At 57.2% G+C, this 24,055-nt stretch carries 16 protein-coding genes; 12 read left to right on the top strand and 4 right to left on the bottom strand.

Annotated elements, in window-relative coordinates:
* Window positions 1-64 precede the first annotated feature (64 nt).
* Genes asmA through udk form a run of 3 tightly spaced genes read right to left on the bottom strand, consistent with a single transcriptional unit; the run spans window position 65 to window position 3,166 of the window.
* The gene (asmA, locus tag ACQE32_RS02530; protein ID WP_427021283.1) at window positions 65-1,888 is read right to left on the bottom strand and encodes an outer membrane assembly protein AsmA; all 1,824 of its coding nucleotides are present in this window, start codon (window positions 1,886-1,888) and stop codon (window positions 65-67) included.
* Window positions 1,889-1,908: 20 nt separating this feature from the next.
* Window positions 1,909-2,490, bottom strand: coding sequence for a dCTP deaminase (gene dcd / locus ACQE32_RS02525; RefSeq protein ID WP_426972021.1), 582 nt, complete (start codon window positions 2,488-2,490; stop codon window positions 1,909-1,911).
* Window positions 2,491-2,524: 34 nt separating this feature from the next.
* Complete coding sequence (udk, locus tag ACQE32_RS02520; protein ID WP_249891531.1) at window positions 2,525-3,166, bottom strand: uridine kinase; 642 nt, start codon at window positions 3,164-3,166, stop codon at window positions 2,525-2,527.
* Window positions 3,167-3,488: 322 nt separating this feature from the next.
* Here udk and ACQE32_RS02515 point away from each other — a divergent pair, with 322 nt between their 5' ends.
* The 4 genes from ACQE32_RS02515 (at window position 3,489) to ACQE32_RS02500 (ending at window position 9,010) form a co-directional block, all read left to right on the top strand.
* Window positions 3,489-4,130 carry a phosphatase PAP2 family protein gene (locus tag ACQE32_RS02515; RefSeq protein WP_085071169.1) on the top strand — a complete coding sequence of 214 codons (642 nt, stop codon included), beginning with the start codon at window positions 3,489-3,491 and terminating at the stop codon, window positions 4,128-4,130.
* A 112-nt stretch (window positions 4,131-4,242) separates the two neighbouring features.
* A complete protein-coding gene (locus ACQE32_RS02510; protein ID WP_427021282.1) occupies window positions 4,243-7,218 on the top strand; it encodes a diguanylate cyclase domain-containing protein in 2,976 nt (991 codons plus the stop codon).
* A gap of 99 nt (window positions 7,219-7,317) precedes the next feature.
* Window positions 7,318-8,670, top strand: a complete 1,353-nt coding sequence (gene yegD / locus ACQE32_RS02505; protein WP_426972019.1) for a molecular chaperone — start codon at window positions 7,318-7,320, stop codon at window positions 8,668-8,670.
* 70 nt (window positions 8,671-8,740) lie between these two features.
* Complete coding sequence (locus ACQE32_RS02500; protein ID WP_426972018.1) at window positions 8,741-9,010, top strand: hypothetical protein; 270 nt, start codon at window positions 8,741-8,743, stop codon at window positions 9,008-9,010.
* Between the two features lie 63 nt (window positions 9,011-9,073).
* Here ACQE32_RS02500 and ACQE32_RS02495 read toward each other — a convergent pair whose 3' ends face one another.
* Window positions 9,074-10,036: an aldo/keto reductase gene (locus tag ACQE32_RS02495; RefSeq protein ID WP_250652745.1), complete on the bottom strand. Its 963-nt coding sequence runs from the start codon at window positions 10,034-10,036 to the stop codon at window positions 9,074-9,076.
* Between the two features lie 269 nt (window positions 10,037-10,305).
* Here ACQE32_RS02495 and ACQE32_RS02490 point away from each other — a divergent pair, with 269 nt between their 5' ends.
* The 8 genes from ACQE32_RS02490 (at window position 10,306) to yegS (ending at window position 23,991) form a co-directional block, all read left to right on the top strand.
* Window positions 10,306-11,538: an MdtA/MuxA family multidrug efflux RND transporter periplasmic adaptor subunit gene (locus tag ACQE32_RS02490; protein ID WP_427021281.1), complete on the top strand. Its 1,233-nt coding sequence runs from the start codon at window positions 10,306-10,308 to the stop codon at window positions 11,536-11,538.
* On the top strand, window positions 11,538-14,660 hold the full coding sequence (locus tag ACQE32_RS02485; protein ID WP_426972015.1) for an MdtB/MuxB family multidrug efflux RND transporter permease subunit: 3,123 nt from the start codon (window positions 11,538-11,540) through the stop codon (window positions 14,658-14,660). The genes ACQE32_RS02490 and ACQE32_RS02485 overlap by 1 nt, the downstream gene beginning before the upstream one ends.
* Window positions 14,657-17,725 (top strand): multidrug efflux RND transporter permease subunit MdtC, encoded by a 3,069-nt coding sequence (gene mdtC / locus ACQE32_RS02480; protein ID WP_427021280.1) that lies wholly within the window; start codon window positions 14,657-14,659, stop codon window positions 17,723-17,725. The genes ACQE32_RS02485 and mdtC overlap by 4 nt, the downstream gene beginning before the upstream one ends.
* Before the next feature lie 36 nt (window positions 17,726-17,761).
* Entirely contained in the window at window positions 17,762-19,174 is a 1,413-nt protein-coding gene (gene mdtD, locus ACQE32_RS02475; RefSeq protein ID WP_427021279.1) for a multidrug transporter subunit MdtD, read from the top strand.
* Window positions 19,174-20,556 carry a two-component system sensor histidine kinase BaeS gene (gene baeS, locus ACQE32_RS02470; protein ID WP_426972011.1) on the top strand — a complete coding sequence of 461 codons (1,383 nt, stop codon included), beginning with the start codon at window positions 19,174-19,176 and terminating at the stop codon, window positions 20,554-20,556. The genes mdtD and baeS overlap by 1 nt, the downstream gene beginning before the upstream one ends.
* 10 nt (window positions 20,557-20,566) lie before the next feature.
* Window positions 20,567-21,271 carry a two-component system response regulator BaeR gene (gene baeR, locus ACQE32_RS02465; RefSeq protein ID WP_427021278.1) on the top strand — a complete coding sequence of 235 codons (705 nt, stop codon included), beginning with the start codon at window positions 20,567-20,569 and terminating at the stop codon, window positions 21,269-21,271.
* Window positions 21,272-21,382: 111 nt separating this feature from the next.
* A complete protein-coding gene (gene yegQ, locus ACQE32_RS02460; RefSeq protein WP_427021277.1) occupies window positions 21,383-22,765 on the top strand; it encodes a tRNA 5-hydroxyuridine modification protein YegQ in 1,383 nt (460 codons plus the stop codon).
* Between the two features lie 326 nt (window positions 22,766-23,091).
* On the top strand, window positions 23,092-23,991 hold the full coding sequence (yegS, locus tag ACQE32_RS02455) for a lipid kinase YegS (RefSeq protein WP_426980781.1): 900 nt from the start codon (window positions 23,092-23,094) through the stop codon (window positions 23,989-23,991).
* Window positions 23,992-24,055: the final 64 nt, after the last annotated feature.

Here is a 24,055-nt window from a genome sequence, read left to right as displayed (position 1 = left end):
TAACGCGTTACCGCTGAGGAGAGCGCCAGGCGCAGGATATCAGGCGATTCCTGCGCCAGAGCGACTATTGCGGCGCTTTTTCCGGCGTCACATTTTTCTGATTACGCTGTGACCACTCATCCAGGCGCGATTTGATTTGACTCTCAAGCTTCTGACGCAGCAGCTGATCCACTTTCAGGTTGTATTGCAGATTATCCCAGCCGCCGTAGATATGCAGCGGAACCGCCGTCTGTTGCAGTGTGGCGATAAGGTCATTATCCCCTTTCCAGCCACTGGTAACCTGCACGCCAAAATGAATATCGCACTGACGACGCAGCATATCTATCTCACCCGCGCCGCCCAGACGGAAGCCGGAAGCCCCGCCCTGTAGGTTTTTAAGCGTAATAAGGCCATCTTTTAAGGTTGCCTGTGCCTGCAGCTTATCAAGGCGGGTTTCGTTACTGTTGCCCGTTTCATCTCCGCTGCTGACCCGATCGCTGTTACGGGCCACGGCCCGCTGGACCAGTTGCTGAAAATTCATGCCGATAATGCGAGCTGAATCCAGTGCTACTTCGGCTTCGCCGCGCCAGCGCCGATGAAAATCAACAACGCTCAGTCCCTCTCCACTCATGTTACCGGTTAATGTCAGCTGGCCATCCAGCGTTGGCGGCAGAGCAAACGCCTGCAGCAACGGCGCTAATGCAATATTCTGCAGCGCCGGACGCAGCGCCACCGCAACCGACTGCTGATGCAGATTTAAGGTGCCCGGTAACGAGAAAGTGCCCTCGCCTACCCGTCCGTTCAGCGTATTAAGCGCTATGTTACCCTGATGATTTTGCGCATCCAGCGCTACCTGCTGCATATCCATGCCACGCCAGCGCAACGTATCGACCTGAAGCTTCAGCGCTGCATTCAGACTGTTCAGGGGATGATCGTAACGGGTGGGTTCGGCGATCACCGGCGCGCGGCTAAAGGCGGTGGCGACAGACATGCCAGGCGAAGCGCTGGTTGGCGAATTCAGGCCGGAAAGCGCATCCAGATCGAGATGCGGCGAGCGCATATCAATCGTGACCGCCGGCGCGTTGCCAAGCTTGCCGCTGATAGCGCCGTTCAGCTGGCTGTCACCCAATGTCAGCGCCACGTTTTGCAATGAAAAACGCTGGCTGTCATTCAGCCACTCCGCCTGCAGGCTGCCTTTGCCCTGCAATCCCGTTGCAGGCAGACCCGGTCCCTGTAGCTGCCAGCTCAGCGACTTCACCGTACCACTTACGCGCTGCGGATAATTGGCCACATTCATCTCGCCATCCAGCGACAGCTGCAGCTCACGCTGATCGCGGCTAACCCGCGTCGCCAGTGACAGCCTCGCCTCACGGCGGCTGTCCTGCGTCAGGGAGAGATTAAGATCGCGAAAGTTAATCTCTTCTCCCTGCGGCTGACGCCAGATTAACAGGCTGTCAGCCACTTCGAGATGACTGATATCGAAAGTCCAGCCTTTTACCGGTTCCGGCGGCGTTGAGTCCGTCGGCCCTACCGGCGCATCGGCTGGCTGTTGAGCTTCGCTCTCCGGCGTCAGGCGGATCACTGCGCTCTTCAGCATGACCTGCTTAACGCTGAGCTGATGCGACAGTAAAGGAAAGAGATGGACATCAAGCCGCATGTTTTCAGCCATCACCATCGGCTGCTGTGCGCCAGGGGCGGTAACCGACATACGTCCGGCAAGGATGCTAAGCTGCGGCCAGACATGCCAGCGCAAATCGCCCTCCAGGCGCAGTTGATAGCCGCTACGCTGTTCAACCTGCTGCACCATATAGTTGCGAAAATCGTTGGGGTTAACCAACAGTACCAGCGCTGTCATGCCCGCTACAATCACGACGAATAAAATAGCCAGCGTGGTAATTAATCGTCTCATCCCATCCCCTGTTCAGGCAGTTAGTCTTTATCGATCCGACTGGCGTCCGCGCCCTGCTGCCCTTTGTATTTAGCATCTTCACGACGGTTATATGGGCGGGCGGCGGGACCAGACAAAGGTTCAAAGCTTAGCGCACCGATCAGCATACCGGGACGCAAGGCCAACGGCAGCTTACCTGAATTATAGAACTCCAGTACGATACGGCCCTGCCAGCCGGGATCGATGCGGTGCGCGGTCACATGCACCATTAAACCCAGACGCGCCAGCGATGAACGACCATCAAGCCAGCCGACCAAATCGTCAGGCAGCGTGACCGATTCCAGGGTCACGGCCAGCGCCAGCTCGCCCGGATGCAGATAAAACGCCTCACCCTCCGGCAGCACAATCTCATCGCTCATCACGCGATCCAGTGCCGCGCTGACCTCATGTTTAGGGCCGCTTAAGTCGATATAGGCTGCAGTATGCCCACGAAAAGTACGAAACTGATTGCCCAACCGCACGTCCACGGTTGCGCCGTTGATGCGCTCTACTGGCGGGCGCGGCGTAATCGCCAGCTTGCCGTTATCAAGCCAGGCTTCAATATCGCGATCGCATAATCTCATCGCCGTTTACTCCTTTTTCTTCGGGCTGACGCGCTTACTCAAAGAATTGATTGATTTTCGCTTTCAGAATATCGATGGCAATGCGGTTTTTACCCCCGCGCGGCACGATGATATCGGCGTACTGCTTGGAGGGTTCAATAAACTGCAGGAACATCGGACGCACGGTTTTTTGATACTGCGCCATTACCGAATCCATTGAGCGGCCGCGTTCGTTCACGTCGCGCTTCATACGACGCATCAGGCAGATATCCAGCGGGGTATCGACAAAAATGGAGAAATTCATCTCTTCGCGCAGGCGGGCATCGGTTAACAGCAGGATCCCTTCGAGAATAATGACCTTTTTCGGTTTGAGATGAATGGTTTCCTGCGTGCGGGTATGTTCAACGTAGCTGTAAACCGGCAATTCAATATGCTGGCCCGCTTTCAGGGCCTGAAGATGATGCAGCAGCAAATCATGATCCATCGCGCTGGGATGGTCATAGTTCGTTTTAATCCGCTCTTCCATAGTGAGGTGGCTTTGGTCTTTGTAATAACTGTCTTCAGGAATCACGCCGATATGCTCATCGCCGACCTGTTCGCGGATTTCACGATACAGCGTGCTGGCAATTAAACTTTTTCCTGATGCGGATGCGCCTGCGATACCTACAATGACGCATTGATGGGACTTGTCAGTCATAAAATTAAAGACCTGATAACTGTGTGACGTGGCACCAGGCGATGTCGAAACATCATCCTTAGCGTTCAGTCAGATATTGAGAGGATTAACTGGCGGCAATTATAGGGAGATCGCCGGTTTGATGCCAGAAAAAAGCAGCTTGCCCGTCGCCGGGCGATGAAGCGCTGCACGGAATGCCCGCTTTTCAGACTTTCTCCTTTGGCGCGCCCCCATTTCACCGATAAACTGCTACGCGCGATCCAGCTCTCACTTTTCGTGGCAGCGTAGCGACGCCCCTTCTCGCCAGTTGGCGAGAAGCATACTCATAACAGAAAGGTTGGCTATGTCCTGGAGAACGATTACCTATTTTGGCGACAGCATGTTGCTGATCCCCACAGCAATTCTTATCGCGCTGATCCTGCCCTGGAAAAGCAGCGATCGGCGCACGGTCTGGTTTTGGCTGTTGGCCTTTGGGCTAGCGGGACTGATCGTCAGCGTGTCGAAAATCCTGTTTATGGGGTTCGGCATCGGTAGCGCCCGCTTTAACTTCACCGGCTTTAGCGGACACAGCGCGATGTCAGCCACTCTCTGGCCGGTTATGCTCTGGCTGCTGTCAGGTCGGCTGCCCGCATTCTGGCGCGGCGTGGCGGTGACAATTGGCTATATGGTGCCGCTATTGGTGGGCGCTTCACGCCTGGTGCTGCTCGCGCATTCGAAAAGCGAAGTCGCCAGCGGTTTGCTGATCGGCTTTACGCTCAGCACGCTATTCCTGATCAATCAGCGCAATACGCAGCTGAAAGGCTTCTCCCTGCCGCAGGTCAGCGCCGCGCTGCTGCTGCCGCTGGTGCTTATTGGTCACGGACGCATCGCCCCTACGCAAAACTTTCTTGCACACCTCTCTGCTGATCTTGCCGGGCTGGAAAAGCCCTGGACACGCGCGGATCTGCTAAAACAGCGGCAGCCAGGCTATCAATCGTTTGAATAAACTGGCTATTTCAGCGGTTGCCATCGGGTTGGTTTTAACATCCTGTGCTAGCATCACCAAAGTGATATAACGCCTGCTCGCGCTTTTGCGGGCAGGCTCGCCGGACCCGTGAATGACAACCCATACTATTTCGCCCGCGCACAGCACGTTATCTTCTTTCAGGCCCGCTCTGCTGCTGGGCCTGATCTGCTTTATCGCCTCGCTGTTTTGCCTGACGCTGAGGGTGCTCGATAATGCTATTTCGCCCATCTGGTATGCTTCGGCGCTGATGACGGCGGTGGTTTTTCGCAGCCGTGGCCGCCAGCAGGCACTGCTGTTGCTGGCCTGCCTGGCCGGTACGCTGGGCGCGCATATTATGGTTTTGGGGCCGCACTGGCCGCTGTTCTCTTTTGCCTTTATCAATCTGCTGCAAAGCCTGCTGGGCGGCTACCTGCTGCGCCTGTTGATCAAGCCTGAATCCGCGCTCGATTCGCTGATGAGCTGGTTGAAGATAGTGGTTACGGCGGGGATGCTGGTGCCGTTAGCCAGCGGGCTTGTCGCGCTCTGGTGGTCCCACTTTTCTGGCGGCACGCCTACCCTGCGCTTTTTTACTGTCTGGGTATTATCAGAAGTTATCGGCATGCTGGCGCTCGGCCCAATCTGTCTGCTGTGGCAGCCGCGCTACCTGCGTCTGCAGGTGCAGCAGGACGTACTGTTGGCAACGCTGATCGCCCTGGCCGCTTCATTGCTTATGAGCTTTCTGGCGCTGCGCTTTTTACCCTGGCCCTTTACTTTTGTCATGGTGATTCTGTTTTGGGTTGCGGTACGTCTGCCGCGCCTCGCCGCATTTTTAGTTTTTTTCGCCAACGTCTCGCTGATATCGCTGATGCTGGTGCTGGGTTTGGTCAGCATGCCGGCGTTCAATTCTTCATTTATGATCACCGCGCCCTGGCTGCCGCTTCTGCTGATTTTGATCCCCAGTCACATGATGACGATGGTGATGCACGCCTTCCGCGAAGAGAAAAAACATATCCGCGCCAGCGAAGAGACGAACCGACGGCTAATGGAGCGCATTACGCTGGCTAATGAAGCGGGCGGCATCGGCGTCTGGGAATGGGATGTCATGCGCAATGAAATGAGCTGGGACCGACGCATGTATACTATTTATGAGCTGGAGCCAACCTTGCGTCCTACCTATGCGTTTTGGCTCAGCCGCCTGCTACCGGAAGATCGTCCCCTCGCGCAAGAGGCGGTACGGCGCGCGCTGGAGGATGACATCCCTTTCAGCATGGAGTGCCGGATTACTACCCGCAACGGCCTGCGCTTTATCCGCACGCAGGCGGAGAGCCAGCGCAACGCCGAGGGAAAAATTGCGCGGCTGCTGGGCATTAACCAGGACATTACCGAACTGCGCCTGCTGACCGAAGCGCTGTACCGTGAAAAAGAGCAGATGTTGATTACGCTGGACGCCATCGGCGAAGCGGTAATCAGCACCGATGAAGAGATGCGCGTGACGTTTATGAACCCGGTCGCCGAACAGATGAGCGGCTGGACGCAGGAGCAGGCGGCAGGAAAATCGCTGGGTGATATTTTGCGCATTACCCACGGCGCGCGCGGCCCGGAAGTAGAGGATATTCTGTGCTGTAACCTTCCCGGCACCATGAACGATCCCGATCGCGATCTGGTGTTGCATAACGCTTCCGGCGAACATTTCGCTATTCAGTACAGCCTGACGCCGCTGAAAACAGTGACGGGAAAAAACATCGGCAGCGTTATGGTGATGCAGGATGTAAGCGAATCGCGTGAAATGCTGAAACGTCTGCATTACAGCGCTTCACACGATACGCTAACGCGGCTACCTAATCGGGCCAGTTTTGACCACCAGCTTAAACGGCTGCTGCTCTCCGCCAGCGAAAGGCAACAACAGCACGTTCTGGTGTTTATCGATCTCGATCGTTTTAAAGCGGTCAATGACAGCGCCGGGCATGCGGCAGGTGACGCGCTGCTCACTGAGCTGGCCGAATTAATGACGCACCGGCTGCGTAGCAACGATTTTCTGGCTCGTCTTGGCGGCGATGAGTTCGGCCTGTTGATAGCCGACTGTGGAATAAGCGCGGCCCGTCAGGTGGCGCAGGATATTGTCAACGCCATTAATGACTACCGCTTTTTATGGGAAAGCAAGCTCTACCGCATTGGTGCCAGCGCCGGACTAACGTTGATTAATGGGGATAACTGTCAGAGCAGCGAGGTGCTGGCGCAGGCGGATTTGGCCTGTTACAACGCCAAGCACAACGGACGCGGTCAACTGACCGTGTATGAAACCCGGCCCCAGCCAGCGACGCCGGTTACGCTTACATTTAAAGAGCAGGCCACACCTCCTGATAAGCCGCTACGTTGGCAGGCCTGGTCGGTATCGGCCCCTGGCAAGACACAAACCGCCAGTTTTCATCTTTTGCAACCCCGACTCACCAACGCACAGGGGCATGAAGCCGATATCACTGACTATCGCGCCGCGTTACCAAATGACACGCGGCGTCTGGCGTTGGATCACGCGCTGATTGAGAGTTTTTTCTCTCTTTACGCGCCGGGCATCGCCCGGAAAGGGTTACAAATCGTGTTGCCGCTGACAGTCGAAGGCTTGATGAACGTGGCATGGCAGAAGACGCTTTTCAGCCACCTTGACGCCAGTCCGCTGCATGGTGATGCGTTAATTATGAGTCTGGAAACCTGCGCGCTGTTACAGCATAGCGAGGCGTTGCGTCCTGTCCTGCAGCATCTGCGTCAGCAGGGTTGCCGTATCCTGCTGCGTGATTTTGGCCGCAACCTGGATCTCTTTAAGCAGATTGCCCATGAACAGATCGATTTTATACAGCTGTCTCCCGACCTTACTGCCAACGTGCATTTTAATCTGATGGACGAGATGCTGGTTTCTATTATTCACGGACAGGCGCAGCGGCTGAACATCGCTACCGTTGCCGGGCCGGTGGACCTGGCGATGGCGTTGTCAACGCTGAACAGTATCGGCATTGATGGCGTTTGGGGCGATGCGCTCAGCAGCTGCGTGCCGTTAAACACGCTGCTGGAAAACAGCTTTTTCGCCATTAAATAGCCAGCCGATGAGCACAGGGCAATTTGCAACGTGTGAAACATTTGCCAGTGCCGATCGGCTCGGGTAAAGTCACCCCCTTTTTTCTTAAGGGGGATCTTTATGTTTATCGGTTTTGATTACGGAACGGCTAACTGTTCCGTGGCCGTGGTAGAAAATGGCGCGCCGCGGCTGCTTAAACTGGAAAAGGATTCTCCTTATCTGCCCTCAATGCTGTGCGGGCCGACGCGCGAAGCGATCAGCGAATGGCTCTTTCGCCATCATCAGGTGCCGACGCCGGAAGCGGAAAATCAGGCGCTGCTGCGGCGCGCCATCGCCTTTAACCGCGATGAAGATATTGAAGTAACCCCCGGCAGCATCCACTTTGGTCTTGATGCGCTGTCGCAGTATATGACCGACTCTGAAGAGGTCTGGTTTGTTAAATCGCCCAAATCCTTTCTCGGTGCCAACGGCTTGAAGCCGCAGCAGATCGCCCTGTTTGAAGATCTGGTGTGCGCCATGATGCTGCATATTCGCCAAACCGCAGAACAGCAGCTGAGCGGATCCATCGATCAGGCGGTGATTGGTCGACCGGTTAACTTTCAGGGATTAGGCGGCGACGAGGCGAACCGTCAGGCTCAGGGCATTCTGGCGCGAGCTGCCAGCCGCGCCGGTTTCCGTGATGTGATCTTTCAGTTTGAACCGGTGGCGGCGGGGCTCGATTTTGAAGCCACGCTGCAGGAAGAAAAGCGGGTGCTGGTGGTGGATATCGGCGGGGGCACCACCGACTGCAGTATGCTGCTGATGGGTCCGCAATGGCACAATCGCGCCGATCGCACCAGCAGCCTGTTAGGGCACAGCGGCTGCCGCGTTGGTGGTAACGATCTGGATATTGCGCTGGCTTATAAAGAGCTGATGCCGCTGCTGGGGCTGGGCGGAGAAACGCAAAAAGGCACCGCCCTGCCCGCCCTGCCCTGGTGGAACGCGGTGGCGATCAACGACGTTCCGGCGCAAAGCGACTTTTATTCAGCCGCCTGCCGCAAACTGTTACAGGATCTGATACGCGATGCGCGTCAGCCGGAAAAGGTGCAGCGCCTGCTGAAAGTCTGGCAGCAGCGCCTTAGCTATCGCCTGGTGCGGGCGGCGGAAGAGAGCAAAATCGCCCTTTCCGACCGGGCTGAAACCAGCGCAGCGCTGGCGTTTATCGAAGCCGGATTACGCACGGATATCGCCAGCAAAGGGCTGGAAGCGGCCATCGCCGCGCCGCTGGATCGTATCCAGGAGCAGGTCAGGCTGGCGCTGGAAACCAGCGGCACCACGCCAGATATGATCTACCTGACCGGCGGCAGCGCCCGCTCGCCGCTGTTGCGTCAGGCGCTGCAGCAGCAGCTGCCTGCCATTCCGCTGGCCTCCGGCGATGATTTCGGCTCGGTCACCGCCGGGCTGGCTCGCTGGGCGCAAATTATGTTTGCCTGACGATGCTTTAAAACAATTAACGCGGTTTCCTGGCGCGCGCATGTTAGCATTTCAGCCCCGTAATTAAAGTATGGATACATTTATCGTGAGCCTGTGGAATCTCAGTTTTCAACAGTATCTCGCTTTTGCTCTGCTGCTGATGCTGCTTTATCGCTATACCGGAGCGATGGTTTGTCTGGCAGTGATGGTTACAGGCGCTTCGCTCTGGCGCGTCTGTTACGGCGAAGCCTTACCGGCGTTACTGCTGCTGTTGCTTATCGGTAGCGCATTGGGCGTGCTGATTTTTTACGCGGAGCGATATCGCTCAATGCGCAAAGCCAACCGCTTTTTTGTTCAATAATAGGCTAATGGCCAGGCAGCCGCATAAAAAAAGCGCCCGCAGGCGCATTTTTATCAGGCTGGCTTAATAGCGGCTGGCCTGCGTGATCTTTTCCACTTCATCCAGATTCAGCCGTAGCTGGGCTGCTTTCACCAGCTCATTTAACTGCTCCAGCGACGTGGCGCTAACGATGGGAGCAGTGATCCCCGGACGGACAATCTGCCACGCCAGCGCGACCTGCGTTGGGGTAATGCCGCGCGCCTGAGATACCTCGTCCAGCGCCTGCAAAATACGCAGCCCACGCTCGTTAAGGTATTTCTCTACCACGCCCTGCCCGCGCTTGCTCTTGCTGGCATCCTCCGGACGACGATATTTGCCGCTCAGAAAGCCGCTGGCCAGCGAATAGTAATTGATCACACCGATGTCATTTTCAGTGGCAACCTGCTCCAGACCGCTTTCATATTCCTGGCGATCGTAGAGGTTATACTCCGGTTGCAGGGTCTCATAACGCGCCAGGCCATTTTCTTCGCTGATCTTCAGCGCCTGTGTGAGACGATCCGCTGAATAGTTAGAGGCGCCGATCGCACGCACTTTACCTTCCCGGATCAGATCGTCGAACGCTTTTAACGTCTCCTCCAGTGGGGTTTGATCGTCATCGCGATGCGCCTGATAAAGATCGATATAGTCGGTTTGCAGACGACGCAGCGAATCTTCCACCGCCTGCCGAATATAGTTGGCTGACAGTCCGGTTTTCTCCGGCGACAGCTCCATGCCCACTTTGGTAGCCAGCACAATTTTGTCGCGTTTGCCGCTTTTTTTCAGCCAGTTGCCAATGATGGTTTCCGATTCTCCCCCCTGGTTGCCCGGTGCCCAGCGTGAATAAACATCAGCGGTATCAATGAACCACAGCCCTTTTTCCACCAGCGCATCCAGCAGTGAGAAAGAGGTATCCTGGTCCACGGTCCAGCCAAAAACGTTGCCGCCAAAGGTAAGCGTAGGAACTTCAATGCCACTGCGCCCAAGCTGACGGGTTTCAATCTGGTTCATCATTGTTCTCCTGAATTAATGTATTGCCAACCTGTTGATGAGCGTAGCAAACATCTGTGCTTCTGTATCAGTTTCTGATGCCCTGCTCTGATTTGTCTCATCTGATGAGATTGCGGATACTTACGTCAGCCTTACGGCTGCCTTACAGATATTCTTATTTCCTTCATTTTTTTATCCTGTTTGGTAACTACACTGGTTAACTTTGCGGGAATAGCCTGACTGTCCCGCCTGGAACTATTGATTACACTGCCGGAGAGCAATAAACAGCAATGAATGCCTCACGCTCTATATCTAAAAAAATTCTGTTATTGATCCTTGTCGCGCTGGTCGCCGTTGCCGGTTATTTTTTATGGCCTAAAGGTGATGGCGGCAGCACCACAAACGCCTCCCAACAGCAGCCGCGCGGCAAAAACGGCAGGCGTAACATGCCGCTGGCGCCGGTACAGGCCGCCACCGCGCAGACGCAAAGCGTACCGCAATACTTTTCTGGTCTGGGCACCGTCACCGCCGCCAATACGGTGACGGTGCGCAGCCGCGTTGACGGCCAGCTGATGGCGATTCATTTTCAGGAAGGGCAACAGGTCGAGGCGGGTCAGCTGCTGGCGGAGATCGATCCACGTCCTTATCAGGTGGCGCTGGCACAGGCGCAGGGACAGCTGGCGCGTGATAAGGCAACGCTGGCTAACGCCCAGCGCGATCTGGCGCGCTATCAAAAACTGGCGAAGAGCAGCCTGGTCTCTCAGCAGGAGCTGGATACCCAGCGGTCGCTGGTCAGTGAAACCCAGGGCACCATCAAGGCGGACGAAGGCAGCGTCGCCAGCGCCGAACTTAATCTCACCTACAGCCGCATTACCGCGCCGATTGCCGGTCGCGTCGGCCTGAAGCAGGTCGATGTCGGCAACTATATCACCAGCGGTGACAGCACCGGGCTGGTGGTGCTGACGCAAACGCACCCGATCGATGTGCTGTTCACCCTGCCGGAAAATAACATTCAGCCAATTTTACAGGCGCAGAAAGCGGGCCAGCCGCTGATTGTAGAGGCCTGGGATCGCAGTAACAGCACCATGCTGACGCAGGGCGAGCTGCTTAGTCTGGATAACCAGATTGATACCACCACCGGTACCATCAAGCTGAAGGCCCGTTTCAGCAACGAGGATGACCGTCTGTTTCCCAATCAGTTTGTGAATGCGCGCCTGAAGGTCAATACGCTGCATGACGCAGTGGTAATTCCCGTTGCCGCGTTGCAGATGGGCAGCGAAGGCAATTTCGTCTGGGTCATCAACAGCGAGAACCAGGTGAGTAAGAAAAGCGTCAAGCCAGGGCTACAGGATAGCGAAAAAGTGGTTATCAGCGCCGGGCTGGATGCTGGCGAACGGGTGGTCACCGACGGGCTGGATCGCCTGACGGAAGGGGCAAAAGTAGAGGTGGTAGCGCCGCAAACAACGCCGCTGGCCAGCGATAAAGCCACTCAGCCCGCGCGCGCAAAAGGAGATCGCGCTTGATGCAGGTTTTACCTCCTAATGCCACCGGCGGCCCATCGCGCCACTTTATTCTGCGACCGGTCGCCACCACGCTGTTAATGGTCGCTATTCTGCTGGCCGGTATTCTGGGCTATCGCTTTTTGCCGGTTTCCGCGCTCCCGGAAGTGGATTACCCCACCATTCAGGTGGTCACGCTTTATCCTGGCGCCAGCCCCGATGTGGTCACCTCCGCCATTACCGCGCCGCTGGAGCGTCAGTTCGGACAGATGTCCGGGCTGCAGCAGATGTCGTCGCAGAGTTCCGGTGGTGCTTCGGTTGTGACTTTACAGTTTCAGCTTACGCTGCCGCTGGATGTCGCTGAGCAGGAAGTGCAGGCGGCAATTAACTCCGCCACCAACCTGCTGCCGGATGATTTACCCAATCCGCCGGTTTACAGTAAGGTCAACCCCGCCGATCCGCCGATTATGACACTGGCGGTGACCACCACCAGCATGCCGATGACGCAGGTGCAGGATATGGTGGAAACCCGTATCGCCCAGAAAATCTCCCAGGTTAGCGGCGTGGGGCTGGTTACGCTGTCGGGCGGGCAGCGTCCGGCAGTGCGTGTAAAAATGAATGCGCAGGCGCTGGCGGCACTCGGTCTTGACAGCGAAACGGTACGTACCGCTATCGCCAACGCCAACGTTAACTCAGCGAAAGGCAGCCTTGACGGACCAGAGCGCTCAATTACCTTGTCGGCCAACGACCAGATGCAGTCGGCGGAAGATTATCGTCAGCTGATTATCACCTACAGCAATAACGCGCCGGTGCGGCTGGGCGATGTCGCTACCGTTGAACAGGGTGCGGAAAACAGCTGGCTCGGCGCATGGGCCAACCGGCAGCAGGCGATTGTGCTTAACGTTCAGCGCCAGCCGGGAGCGAATATCATCGCGACCGCCGACAATATTCGTAGCCTGCTGCCTGAACTGACCGCCTCGCTGCCGAAATCGGTCGAAGTAAAATTACTTTCCGACCGTACCACCAATATCCGCGCCTCGGTGCATGATGTGCAGCTGGAGCTGCTGCTGGCGCTGGCGCTGGTGGTGATGATTATTTACCTGTTTCTGCGCAACGTCCCCGCCACCATTATTCCGGCGGTAGCGGTGCCGCTATCATTGATCGGCACCTTTGCGGTGCTCTGGCTGCTCGGCTTCTCAGTGAATAACCTGACGCTGATGGCGCTCACCATCGCCACTGGTTTTGTGGTGGACGATGCGATAGTGGTGATCGAGAACATATCCCGCTATATCGAGCAGGGGGAAAAGCCACTGGCCGCCACGCTGAAAGGGGCTGGTGAGATTGGCTTTACCATTATCTCCCTCACCTTCTCACTGATTGCTGTGCTGATCCCGCTGCTGTTTATGGGCGATATCGTCGGACGTCTGTTCCGCGAGTTTGCCGTTACGCTGGCGGTGGCAATATTGATTTCCGCTATTGTCTCGCTGACGCTCACGCCGATGATGTGCGCACGTATGCTAAATGCGGAATCGCTGCGCCGTCAGAACCGCTTTTCCCGCGCCAGCGAAGCGATGTTCGAACGTATTATCGCCGTTTATGGTCGCTTGCTGACCCGCGTGTTAAACCATCCGTGGCTCACGCTGGGCGTGGCGTTGGGTACGCTGGTCCTGACGCTGCTGCTGTGGATGTTCATACCCAAAGGCTTCTTCCCGCTACAGGATAACGGCATTATTCAGGGTACGCTGCAGGCACCGCAAAGCGTCTCTTACAGCAGCATGGCGCAGCGCACGCGCGATGTCGCCTCGATTATTGAGCGCGATCCGGCGGTGCAGAGCGTCACCTCATTCGTCGGCGTTGATGGCACCAATCCGGCACTGAACAGCGCACGCGTCCAGATTAACCTGAAGCCGCTGGATGAGCGTGACGATCGTATTCCGGCGGTGATTGAGCGTCTGCAAAGCGCGGTAGCGCGCGTGCCGGGCGTCACGCTGTGGCTGCAGCCGGTGCAGGATTTAACTATCGATACCCAGCTGAGCCGCACGCAGTATCAGTTTACGCTGCAAACCGGCTCGCTGGCGTCGTTAAGCCAGTGGGTGCCGCAGCTGTTGGCGCGCCTGCGTACGCTGCCGCAGCTGAAGGATGTCAGCAGCGACTGGCAGGATCAGGGGCTGGAGGCGTATGTTAAAGTCGACCGCGACAGCGCCAGCCGCCTCGGCATCAGCATGAGCGATATTGATAATGCGCTGTATAACGCGTTCGGCCAGCGGCTGATTTCCACCATTTACACCCAGGCCAATCAGTATCGCGTGGTGCTGGAGCAGGATACGCAAAACGCGCCTGGGCTGCAGGCGCTGGAGGCTATCCGCATCGCTACCAGCGACGGCGGCACGGTGCCGCTCAGCACCATTGCCCGGGTTGAGCAGCAGCATGGCGCGCTGACGATTAACCACCTCGATCAGTTCCCGTCAACCACCTTCTCGTTCAACCTCAACAGCGGTTATTCGCTGGGCGAAGCGGTACAGGCGATTAGCGCGGCGGAAAAAGATCTGGCGATGCCGTCGGAAATCATGACCCGCTTTCAGGGCAGCACGCTGGCGTTTCAGGCGGCGCTGGGCAGCACGGTATGGCTGATTGTGGCCGCCATCGTGGCGATGTATATCGTGCTTGGCGTGCTGTATGAGAGCTTTATCCATCCTATCACCATCCTCTCTACCCTGCCCACCGCCGGTGTAGGCGCGCTGCTGGCGCTGCTGTTGAGCGGTCACGAGCTGGATATTATTGCCATCATCGGCATTATTCTGCTGATCGGTATCGTGAAGAAAAACGCCATCATGATGATCGATTTCGCGCTTGCCGCCGAGCGCGAACAGGGTAAAACGCCCTATGACGCCATCTATCAGGCCTGTTTGCTGCGCTTTCGTCCCATACTGATGACCACGCTGGCGGCGCTGCTGGGCGCGTTGCCGCTGATGCTGAGCACCGGCGTCGGCGCTGAACTGCGTCGTCCGCTCGGCATTGCCATGGTCGGCGGGCTGATCCTCAGCCAGGTGTTGACGCTGTTCACCACGCCGGTGATTTACCTGCTGTTCGATCGCCTGGCGCACTATACGCGTCGCCGTTTGCAGCGCGGGGAGGCGCAGTCGTGAAGTTTTTTGCGCTGTTTATCTACCGACCGGTCGCCACCACGCTGTTAACGCTGGCGATTGCGCTGGTCGGCATACTTGGCTTTCGCCTGCTGCCGGTGTCGCCGCTGCCGCAGGTTGATTTCCCGGTGATTATGATTAGCGCTTCGCTGCCGGGCGCGTCGCCGGAAACCATGGCGTCATCGGTAGCGACGCCGCTGGAGCGTTCGCTGGGGCGCATTGCTGGCGTCAGTGAAATGACCTCCACCAGTTCGCTGGGCAGTACGCGCATCATTATGGTGTTTGACTACGATCGCGATATTAACGGCGCGGCGCGTGATGTGCAGGCGGCGATCAACGCCGCGCAAAGTCTGTTGCCCAGCGGGATGCCAGCCCGTCCCAGCTGGCGCAAGGCGAACCCGTCCGATGCGCCGATCATGATTATGACGCTGACCTCCGATGACTGGACGCCCGGTCAGATGTATGACTACGCCTCGACGCAGCTGGCGCAAAAGCTGGCGCAGATTGAAGGGGTTGGCGACGTGACCGTTGGCGGCAGCTCGCTGCCAGCGGTGCGGGTACAGCTGAATCCACAGGCGTTGTTTAATCAAGGCGTTTCGCTGGATGCGGTGCGCCAGGCGATCGCCAACGCCAATGTGCGCCGTCCGCAGGGGGCGGTGGAAAACACTGGAGAGCGCTGGCAGCTCAGAACCAATGATGAGCTGAAAACCGCAGCGGAATATCAGCCGCTGGTGGTGCATTACAACAATGGCGCAGCGGTGCGCCTGGCGGATGTCGCCACGGTTACCGACTCGGTGCAGGATGTGCGCAACGCCGGGATGACCAACGCTAAACCGGCGGTGCTGTTGGTGATCCGCAAAACCGCTGACGCCAACGTGATCCAGACCGTTGACCGCATTCGCGCCGAGCTGCCGGAGCTGCATGAAATTATTCCCGCCGCCATTAATCTGGCGGTGGCACAGGATCGCTCACCGACCATTCGCGCCTCGCTGGAAGAGGTAGAACAATCGCTGGTGATTGCCGTGGCGCTGGTGATTCTGGTGGTGTTTCTGTTCCTGCGCTCTGGTCGCGCGACCCTGATTCCGGCGGTGGCGGTGCCGGTCTCGCTGATTGGCACCTTTGCCGCTATGTACCTGTGCGGATTCAGTCTCAACAACCTGTCGCTGATGGCGCTCACCATTGCCACCGGTTTTGTAGTAGATGACGCTATCGTAGTGCTGGAGAATATTTCCCGCCATATCGAAGCGGGAATGAAACCCTTGCAGGCGGCGCTGCAAGGCGTACGCGAAGTGGGCTTTACCGTACTGTCGATGAGCATCTCGCTGGTGGCGGTATTTATTCCGCTACTGCTGATGGGCGGGCTGGTGGGACGGCTGTTCCGCGAATTTGCCGTCACCCTGTCGGTAGCGATTATGATCTCGCTGGTGATTTCTATCACCCTGACGCCGATGATGTGCGCCTGGCTGTTGAAGGCGAAACGGGCTGGCAGCCAGCCACGCACCCGAGGTTTTAACCGCCTGCTGCTGGGCCTGCAACGCGGCTATGGCCGCTCACTGCACTGGGTGCTGGAGCGGGCGCGCTGGACGTTGCTGCTGCTGCTGGCCACCATCGGTCTGACGGTATATCTCTATATCACCATTCCAAAAACCTTTTTCCCTGAACAGGACACTGGCCGCCTGATGGGCTTTATCTCTGCCGATCAGAGTATCTCTTTCCAGGCAATGCGCGGCAAGCTGGCGGAATTTATGCAGATCATTCGTCAGGATCCGGCGGTGGATAACGTAACCGGTTTTACCGGCGGTTCGCGCACCAACAGCGGCTCGATGTTTATCTCACTGAAGCCGCTCTCCGAGCGTACTGAAAGCGCCCAACAGGTGATTGCCCGGCTACGCGTCAAGCTGGCGAAGGAGCCGGGTGCCAGCCTGTTTCTGATGCCGGTGCAGGATATTCGCGTTGGCGGACGAGAGGCCAACGCCAGCTATCAATACACGCTGCTGTCAGATAATTTAAGCGACCTGCGCAACTGGGAGCCGAAAATTCGTGCGGCGTTCAGCAAGCTGCCGGAGCTGGCGGACGTGAGTTCCGACCAGCAGGACAAAGGCGCAGAAATGGCGCTGACTTACGATCGGCAAAGCATGGCGCGGCTGGGCATTGATGTTTCCGACGCTAACGCCCTGCTGAACAACGCTTTTGGGCAGCGCCAGATCTCCACCATTTATCAGCCGCTTAATCAGTACAAAGTGGTCATGGAAGTGGATCCGCGCTATACCCAGGATATCAGTGCGCTGGATCAGATGTTTTTGATCAACAGCGACGGCAAGCCCATTCCGCTGTCGTGGTTTGCCCGCTGGCAACCCGCCAATGCGCCGCTCTCGGTGAATCATCAGGGACTGTCGGCAGCGTCTACCATCGCCTTTAACCTGCCGGAAGGCGTTTCGCTGTCGCAGGCGTCAGAGGCGATTGAGCGCACCATTACCGCGCTGGGCGTGCCTTCCAGCGTGCGCGGCAGCTTTGCCGGTACCGCACAGGTGTTTAAAGAGACGCAGAACAGCCAGCTGTGGCTGATCCTTGCGGCGATCGCTACCGTCTATATTGTGCTGGGCATCCTGTATGAGAGCTATGTGCATCCGCTGACCATTCTCTCTACGCTGCCCTCGGCGGGCGTTGGCGCGCTGCTGGCGCTGGAGCTTTTCGGCGCGCCCTTTAGCCTGATTGCGCTGATCGGCATTATGCTGCTGATTGGCATCGTAAAGAAGAATGCCATCATGATGGTGGACTTTGCGCTGGAGGCGCAGCGCAACAGCAGCATGAGCGCACGCGAAGCAATCTTCCAGGCGTCACTGCTGCGCTTTCGTCCGATAGTGATGACCACGCTGGCCGCCCTGCTGGGCGCGCTGCCGCTGGTACTGACCAGCGGCGACGGCGCGGAGCTGCGTCAGCCGCTCGGCATTACCATTGTTGGCGGGCTGGTAATGAGCCAGCTGTTAACGCTCTATACCACGCCGGTGGTTTATCTCTATATGGACAAGCTGCGGCGACAGAAAAAACCGCTGGCGGTCGCCGGTTAACCGGCCGCCAGGCTTAAGACATAACCGGGGCGAACTATGAAGAATGCACAATCTGCATCGGTACGCTGGCAGCTGTGGATCGTTGCCATTGGCTTTTTTATGCAGACGCTGGATACCACCATTGTGAATACCGCCCTGCCCACAATGGCGCGCGATTTAGGGGTCGATCCGCTCCAGATGCATTCGGTGGTGGTTTCCTATGTGCTGACGGTGGCGGTAACGCTGCCGCTCAGCGGCTGGCTGGCGGACCGCTTTGGCGTGCGCAACATCTTTTTTGCCGCTATCGTGCTGTTTAGCCTCGGTTCGCTGTTTTGTGCGCTGGCGGGAACCCTGAATCAGCTGGTGCTGGCCCGCGTGTTGCAGGGCTTCGGCGGCGCGATGCTGGTGCCGGTGGGCCGCCTGACGGTAATGAAAATCGTGCCGCGTGAGCAATATATGGCGGCCATGACCTTTGTCACGCTGCCGGGGCAGATTGGCCCACTGGTTGGCCCGGCGCTGGGCGGCGTGCTGGTGGAGTATGCCAGCTGGCACTGGATTTTCCTGATTAACCTGCCGGTGGGGATTCTGGGGGCGCTGGCGACCATTATGCTGATGCCTAACTACTCTATGCAGACGCGCCGCTTCGACTTTTCCGGTTTTCTGCTGCTGGCGGCGGGCATGGCGACATTGACGCTGGCGCTGGACGGGCAACACGGATCCGGCAATTCGCCGCTGGCGCTGGGGCTGTTGATTCTGGCGGGCGTCTTCTCGCTGCTGTTCTATCTGATGCATGCGCGGGCTAATGATAACGCGCTGTTCAGCCTGACGCTGTTCGACAACCGCACCTACTCAATCGGCCTGCTGGGCAGCCTGACCGGACGTATCGGCAGTGGGATGTTGCCATTTCTTACCCCGCTGTTTTTGCAGCTTGGCATGGGCTACAGTCCGTTTCATGCAGGTCTGATGATGATCCCGATGGTGCTGGGCAATATGGGCATGAAGCGCATCGTGGTGCAGATCGTTAACCGCTTTGGCTACCGTAATGTGCTGGTAGGCTCCACCCTGGCGCTGGCGGGCGTGGTATTGCTGTTTCCGCTGGTGGCGCTGATGGGCTGGATCTGGGCGCTGCCGATCGTGCTGTTTTTCCAGGGGATGGTAAATGCTATTCGCTTCTCCTCAATGAATACGCTGACGTTAAAAGAGCTGCCAGATAATCTCGCCTCCAGCGGCAACAGCCTGCTGTCGATGATTATGCAGCTGGCGATGAGTATTGGCGTCACCATTGCTGGCCTGCTGTTGGGCGCTTTTGGTCATCACGCCGCTATCGACAGCGAAATGGCCCATGAAACCTTTATCTATACCTGGATTTGCGTGGCGCTGGTGATCGCGCTGCCAGCGCTGGTTTTCTGGCGCGTACCAAAAGCATCAAGTAAGAATGCGGCGCTGGGCCGCGGGAGATCGTCGCGTTAATGGGTAAATTGCGTTTTGGCATCAGCGCGAAGCTGTTTTGCGCTATTTTTTCTACCTGCATGCTGGTGCTGATCACCATGCACTGGGGCGTCCGCCTGAGTTTTGAGCACGGCTTTATCGATTACATCAAGCGCGGCAATGAACAGCGGCTGACGCTGCTGAGCGAGGCGCTGGCAGATCAGTATCAGCAGCACGGCAACTGGGATTTTTTGCGCAACAATAACCGGCTGGTGTTCTCTATTCTGCGCTCGCTGGAGCAGAATCCAGATACCAGTAATCATCTGCCGCCGCATGGCTGGCGCACCCAGTTCTGGATTATCGACCAGCGCTATCATGTGCTGATCGGCCCGCGCTCACCGGTGCCGCAGGAGGGGATCCGCCGCGCCATTAATACCGACAGCGGGCATGTTGTCGGCTGGGTAATCGGATCGCCGCCGGAGCGCCTGACGCGCAGCGCCGATATTAATTTCGATCAGCAGCAGCGGCGAACCAGCTGGCTGATTGTTGGACTCTCAACGCTGCTGGCGGCGGCGGTGACCTGGCTGATGTCGCGTGGGCTGCTGGCTCCGGTCAGGCGGCTGGTTGCTGGCACCCACCAGCTGGCAGCAGGTCATTTTACCAGTCGGGTGGCGGTAAGCAGTCAGGATGAGCTGGGGCGACTGGCGCAGGATTTTAACCGTCTTGCCAGCTCTCTGGAAAAAAACGAAAGCATGCGGCGCGCCTTTATGGCAGATATTTCCCACGAGCTGCGTACGCCGCTGGCGATCCTGCGCGGCGAGCTGGAGGCGATGCAGGATGGCGTGCGTAAACTGACGCCTGAAGCGGTCACTTCGCTGCTGATGGAGGTCGCCACGCTCACCAAGCTGGTCGACGATCTCCATCAGCTGTCACTGTCGGATGAAGGCGCCCTTGCCTATCGCAAAAGCTCAACCGACCTGGCGGCGTTGCTGGAGCTGGTCGCCGGTAACTTCTATGCCCGCTACGCCAGTCATGCTTTAAGGCTGCAACTGTCGCTGGTGGAGCAGGCACCCTTTTTTGGCGACCCCGATCGGCTGATCCAGCTGTTTACCAATCTGCTGGAAAACAGCCTGCGTTACACCGATGCGGGAGGAACGGTAAAAATGACGCTGCAAAGCACAACGGATCGCTGGCAGCTGCTGATTGATGATTCCGCGCCGGGCGTTGCTGACGCGCAACGGGAACAAATATTTGAGCGTTTTTACCGCACCGAAGGCTCCCGCAATCGCGCCAGCGGCGGCTCAGGGCTGGGTCTGGCGATCTGCCGCAATATTGTCGAAGCGCATGGCGGTACGATGTCGGCGGATCACTCTGATTTAGGTGGACTGCAAATCAGGGTAGAATTGCCGCACGATAAATCCTGAATAGCCAGCCATGACCGAATTTAACATGCCCCTTATCCTGATTGTGGAAGATGAACCAAAGATCGCTCAGCTGATGATCGACTATCTGCAGGCGGCCAGCTACCGCACCCATCATCTGGCACGTGGCGACGAGGTTCTTGCTTTTGTAAAACAAACGCCGCCGGACCTGATCCTGCTGGATTTGATGCTGCCCGGGCTGGATGGCCTTTCCGTCTGTCGTGAGCTACGCCGCTTTTCCGATCTGCCGGTTGTAATGGTTACCGCAAAAATCGAAGAGATCGATCGCCTGCTGGGGCTGGAGATTGGCGCGGATGATTATATCTGTAAGCCCTTCAGCCCGCGTGAAGTGGTGGCGCGCGTAAAAACGATTCTGCGTCGCTGTCAGCGCAGCCTGGAAGATACCGCACCGCCGTCGCCGCTGCTGGTAAATGAAGCGCGTTTTCAGGCCAGCTGGGCGGGAAAAGCGCTCGATCTGACGCCCGCCGAGTTTCGTCTGCTGAAAACGCTGGCGCAGGAACCGGGTAAAGTCTTTTCGCGCGAGCAGCTGTTAAACCACCTTTATGACGATTATCGCGTGGTCACCGATCGTACCATCGACAGCCATATCAAAAACCTGCGCCGCAAGCTGGAGGCGCTGGACGCCGATCAGCCCTTTATTCGCGCCGTCTACGGCATGGGCTACCGCTGGGAGGCGGATGCGTGTCGCTTGATCTAGCGCAATTTACATCGCTGCTTCAGCCGCTTAGAATTTCTCACCTTTTAACGGGCCATCAATTTTTGCTGTGCCCGTCAGCAATATCTGACCTGACATCAGACTGAGAATATTATGTTTAAACCGGAACTCCTTTCTCCGGCCGGTACGCTGAAAAATATGCGCTACGCCTTTGCCTATGGCGCAGACGCCGTGTATGCCGGTCAGCCACGCTACAGCCTGCGGGTGCGCAACAACGAATTTAACCATCACAATCTGGCGCTGGGTATTCAGGAAGCGCACGCGCTGGGTAAAAAATTTTATGTGGTTGTGAACATCGCCCCGCATAACGCCAAGCTGAAAACCTTTATCCGCGATCTCCAGCCGGTGATTGATATGCAGCCGGACGCGCTGATTATGTCCGATCCCGGCCTGATCATGATGGTGCGCGATGCGTTCCCCGCGATGCCGATCCATCTGTCGGTTCAGGCCAACGCGGTTAACTGGGCGACGGTGAAATTCTGGCAACAGATGGGGCTGTCGCGCGTTATTTTGTCCCGCGAGCTGTCGCTGGAAGAGATTGAAGAGATCCGCCAGCAGGTGCCGGAAATGGAGCTGGAGATCTTTGTGCATGGTGCGCTTTGCATGGCCTATTCCGGGCGCTGCCTGCTTTCTGGTTATATCAACAAGCGCGACCCCAACCAGGGCACCTGCACCAACGCCTGCCGCTGGGAGTACAAGGTTCAGGAAGGCAAAGAGGATGAGATCGGCAATATTGTACATCAGTATGAGCCGATTCCGGTGCAGGATGTCACCCCGACGCTCGGTGCCGGTCAGCCGACCGATAAAGTGTTTATGATTGAAGAGGCGATGCGGCCCGGCGAATATATGACCGCGTTCGAAGATGAGCACGGCACCTATATCATGAATTCCAAAGATCTGCGTGCCGTGGCGCACGTGGAGCGCCTGACGCGGATGGGTGTGCACTCGCTGAAGATCGAAGGACGCACCAAATCATTTTACTACTGCGCCCGTACCGCCCAGGTTTATCGTCGCGCTATCGACGACGCTGCTGCTGGCAAGCCGTTCGATCCCTCGCTGCTCACTACGCTGGAAGGCCTGGCGCATCGCGGTTACACCGAAGGTTTCCTGCGCCGCCATACCCATGACAGCTATCAAAACTACGATTATGGCTATTCGATCTCTGAGCGTCAGCAGTTTGTCGGCGAGTTTACCGGCGAACGACGCGGCGCGCTGGCGCAGGTTGACGTGAAAAATAAGTTCTCCGTGGGCGACAGCCTGGAGCTGATGACCCCCGCCGGTAACCTGCACTTTACGCTGACGGCGCTGGAAAACAGTAAAGGTCAGTCGGCTGAGGTTGCACCGGGCAATGGCCATATGGTCTGGCTGCCGGTACCGGAGGAGGTAGATTTGAACTTTGCTCTGCTGATGCGCAATCTTAACGGCACCACTACGCGTAATCCGCACGCGGAGGCGAACGCCTCCAGCGCAAATTAATGATCCGCCATAACAGTTTTTAGAATTTGATCACATTAGCCGGCGCGGTTTGTCGATAACATCGCGCTTGCTAAAACGAGCAAAAAGAAACGGCAGTCTATACCAGGAACCACCTCATTCGCCCGCCCGGCTCCCCCGCGCGGGTTTTTCTTTGCGTGTTGCTCTTAAAGCCCCCCCGTACGCACAGCTTTTTCCCGCTTCTGTGCTATAAAAACAGTCTGACAAAGATGAGTGAGCGACTCAACGCATGGAGGATTCAGGCCCCTGCGCAGGTGCGTTGTTTTGATGTCACTCTTACTACAATATTTGCTGCCAAGGGAAATAGCATGGAAAAACAGGCTTTGACACTGGTGATCCTGAATGGAAAAGGGGCGGGAAACGAGGCGCTGCGTACGGCGATCGCTACGCTACGCGCTGAAGGTTATCCTATTGAAGTGCGCGTAACCTGGGAAACAGGCGACAGCGAGCGTTATCTGCAGGAAGCTATTGCCCTGCATGCCACGACCGTGGTGGCGGGCGGCGGCGACGGCACCATTAATGAACTGGCGAACAGCCTGATCAAGATTGCATCCTCTTCCCGGCCGGTTTTAGGGATTTTACCGTTGGGCACCGCCAATGACTTCGCGACCAGCGCCGGTATCCCTGAAGATCCCGAGGCCGCGCTGCGGCTGGCGATTGCGGGAGAAACCGTCAATATCGATCTGGCGCGCGTTAATCAGGATCGCTATTTCATTAACATGGCCACTGGCGGTTTCGGCACGCGTATCACCACCGAAACGCCGGAAAAGCTGAAATCTGCTTTGGGCGGCGTCTCCTATTTTATTCATGGTTTGATGCGCATGGATGCGTTAAAGGCGGACAGCTGCGCCATCAGCGGTCCCGATTTCTCCTGGAATGGCGATGCGCTGGCGATCGGCGTCGGCAATGGACGCCAGGCAGGCGGCGGCCAGCGTCTTTGTCCACGGGCATTTATTAACGATGGCTTACTGGATCTGAGTATCGTCAATTCACAAGAGCTGCTTTCCACGCTGCTGCACTCTTTAACCAGCGATGAACAGAATCCGAATATCATTTCCGCTTCGCTGCCGTGGCTGAAGATCTCTTCACCCAACGAGATGACTTTTAACCTCGACGGCGAGCCACTCAGCGGCACTGAGTTTCATATTGAGGTCATCGCCGGAGCGCTGACTTGCCGTTTACCGCCGCAATGTGAACTTATCGCCTGACATAACTTTTCTGCCTGCGGCTAAAATGTTTTAGCTACCAGGCAGTTACCCTCTCTCTTCGCTG

Source organism: Pantoea sp. FN0302 (assembly GCF_050113775.1).
Classification (GTDB): domain Bacteria; phylum Pseudomonadota; class Gammaproteobacteria; order Enterobacterales; family Enterobacteriaceae; genus Mixta; species Mixta alhagi.
Note: the sequence above shows the minus strand (reverse complement) of the source record. Positions and strands in the feature narration are given on the sequence as shown.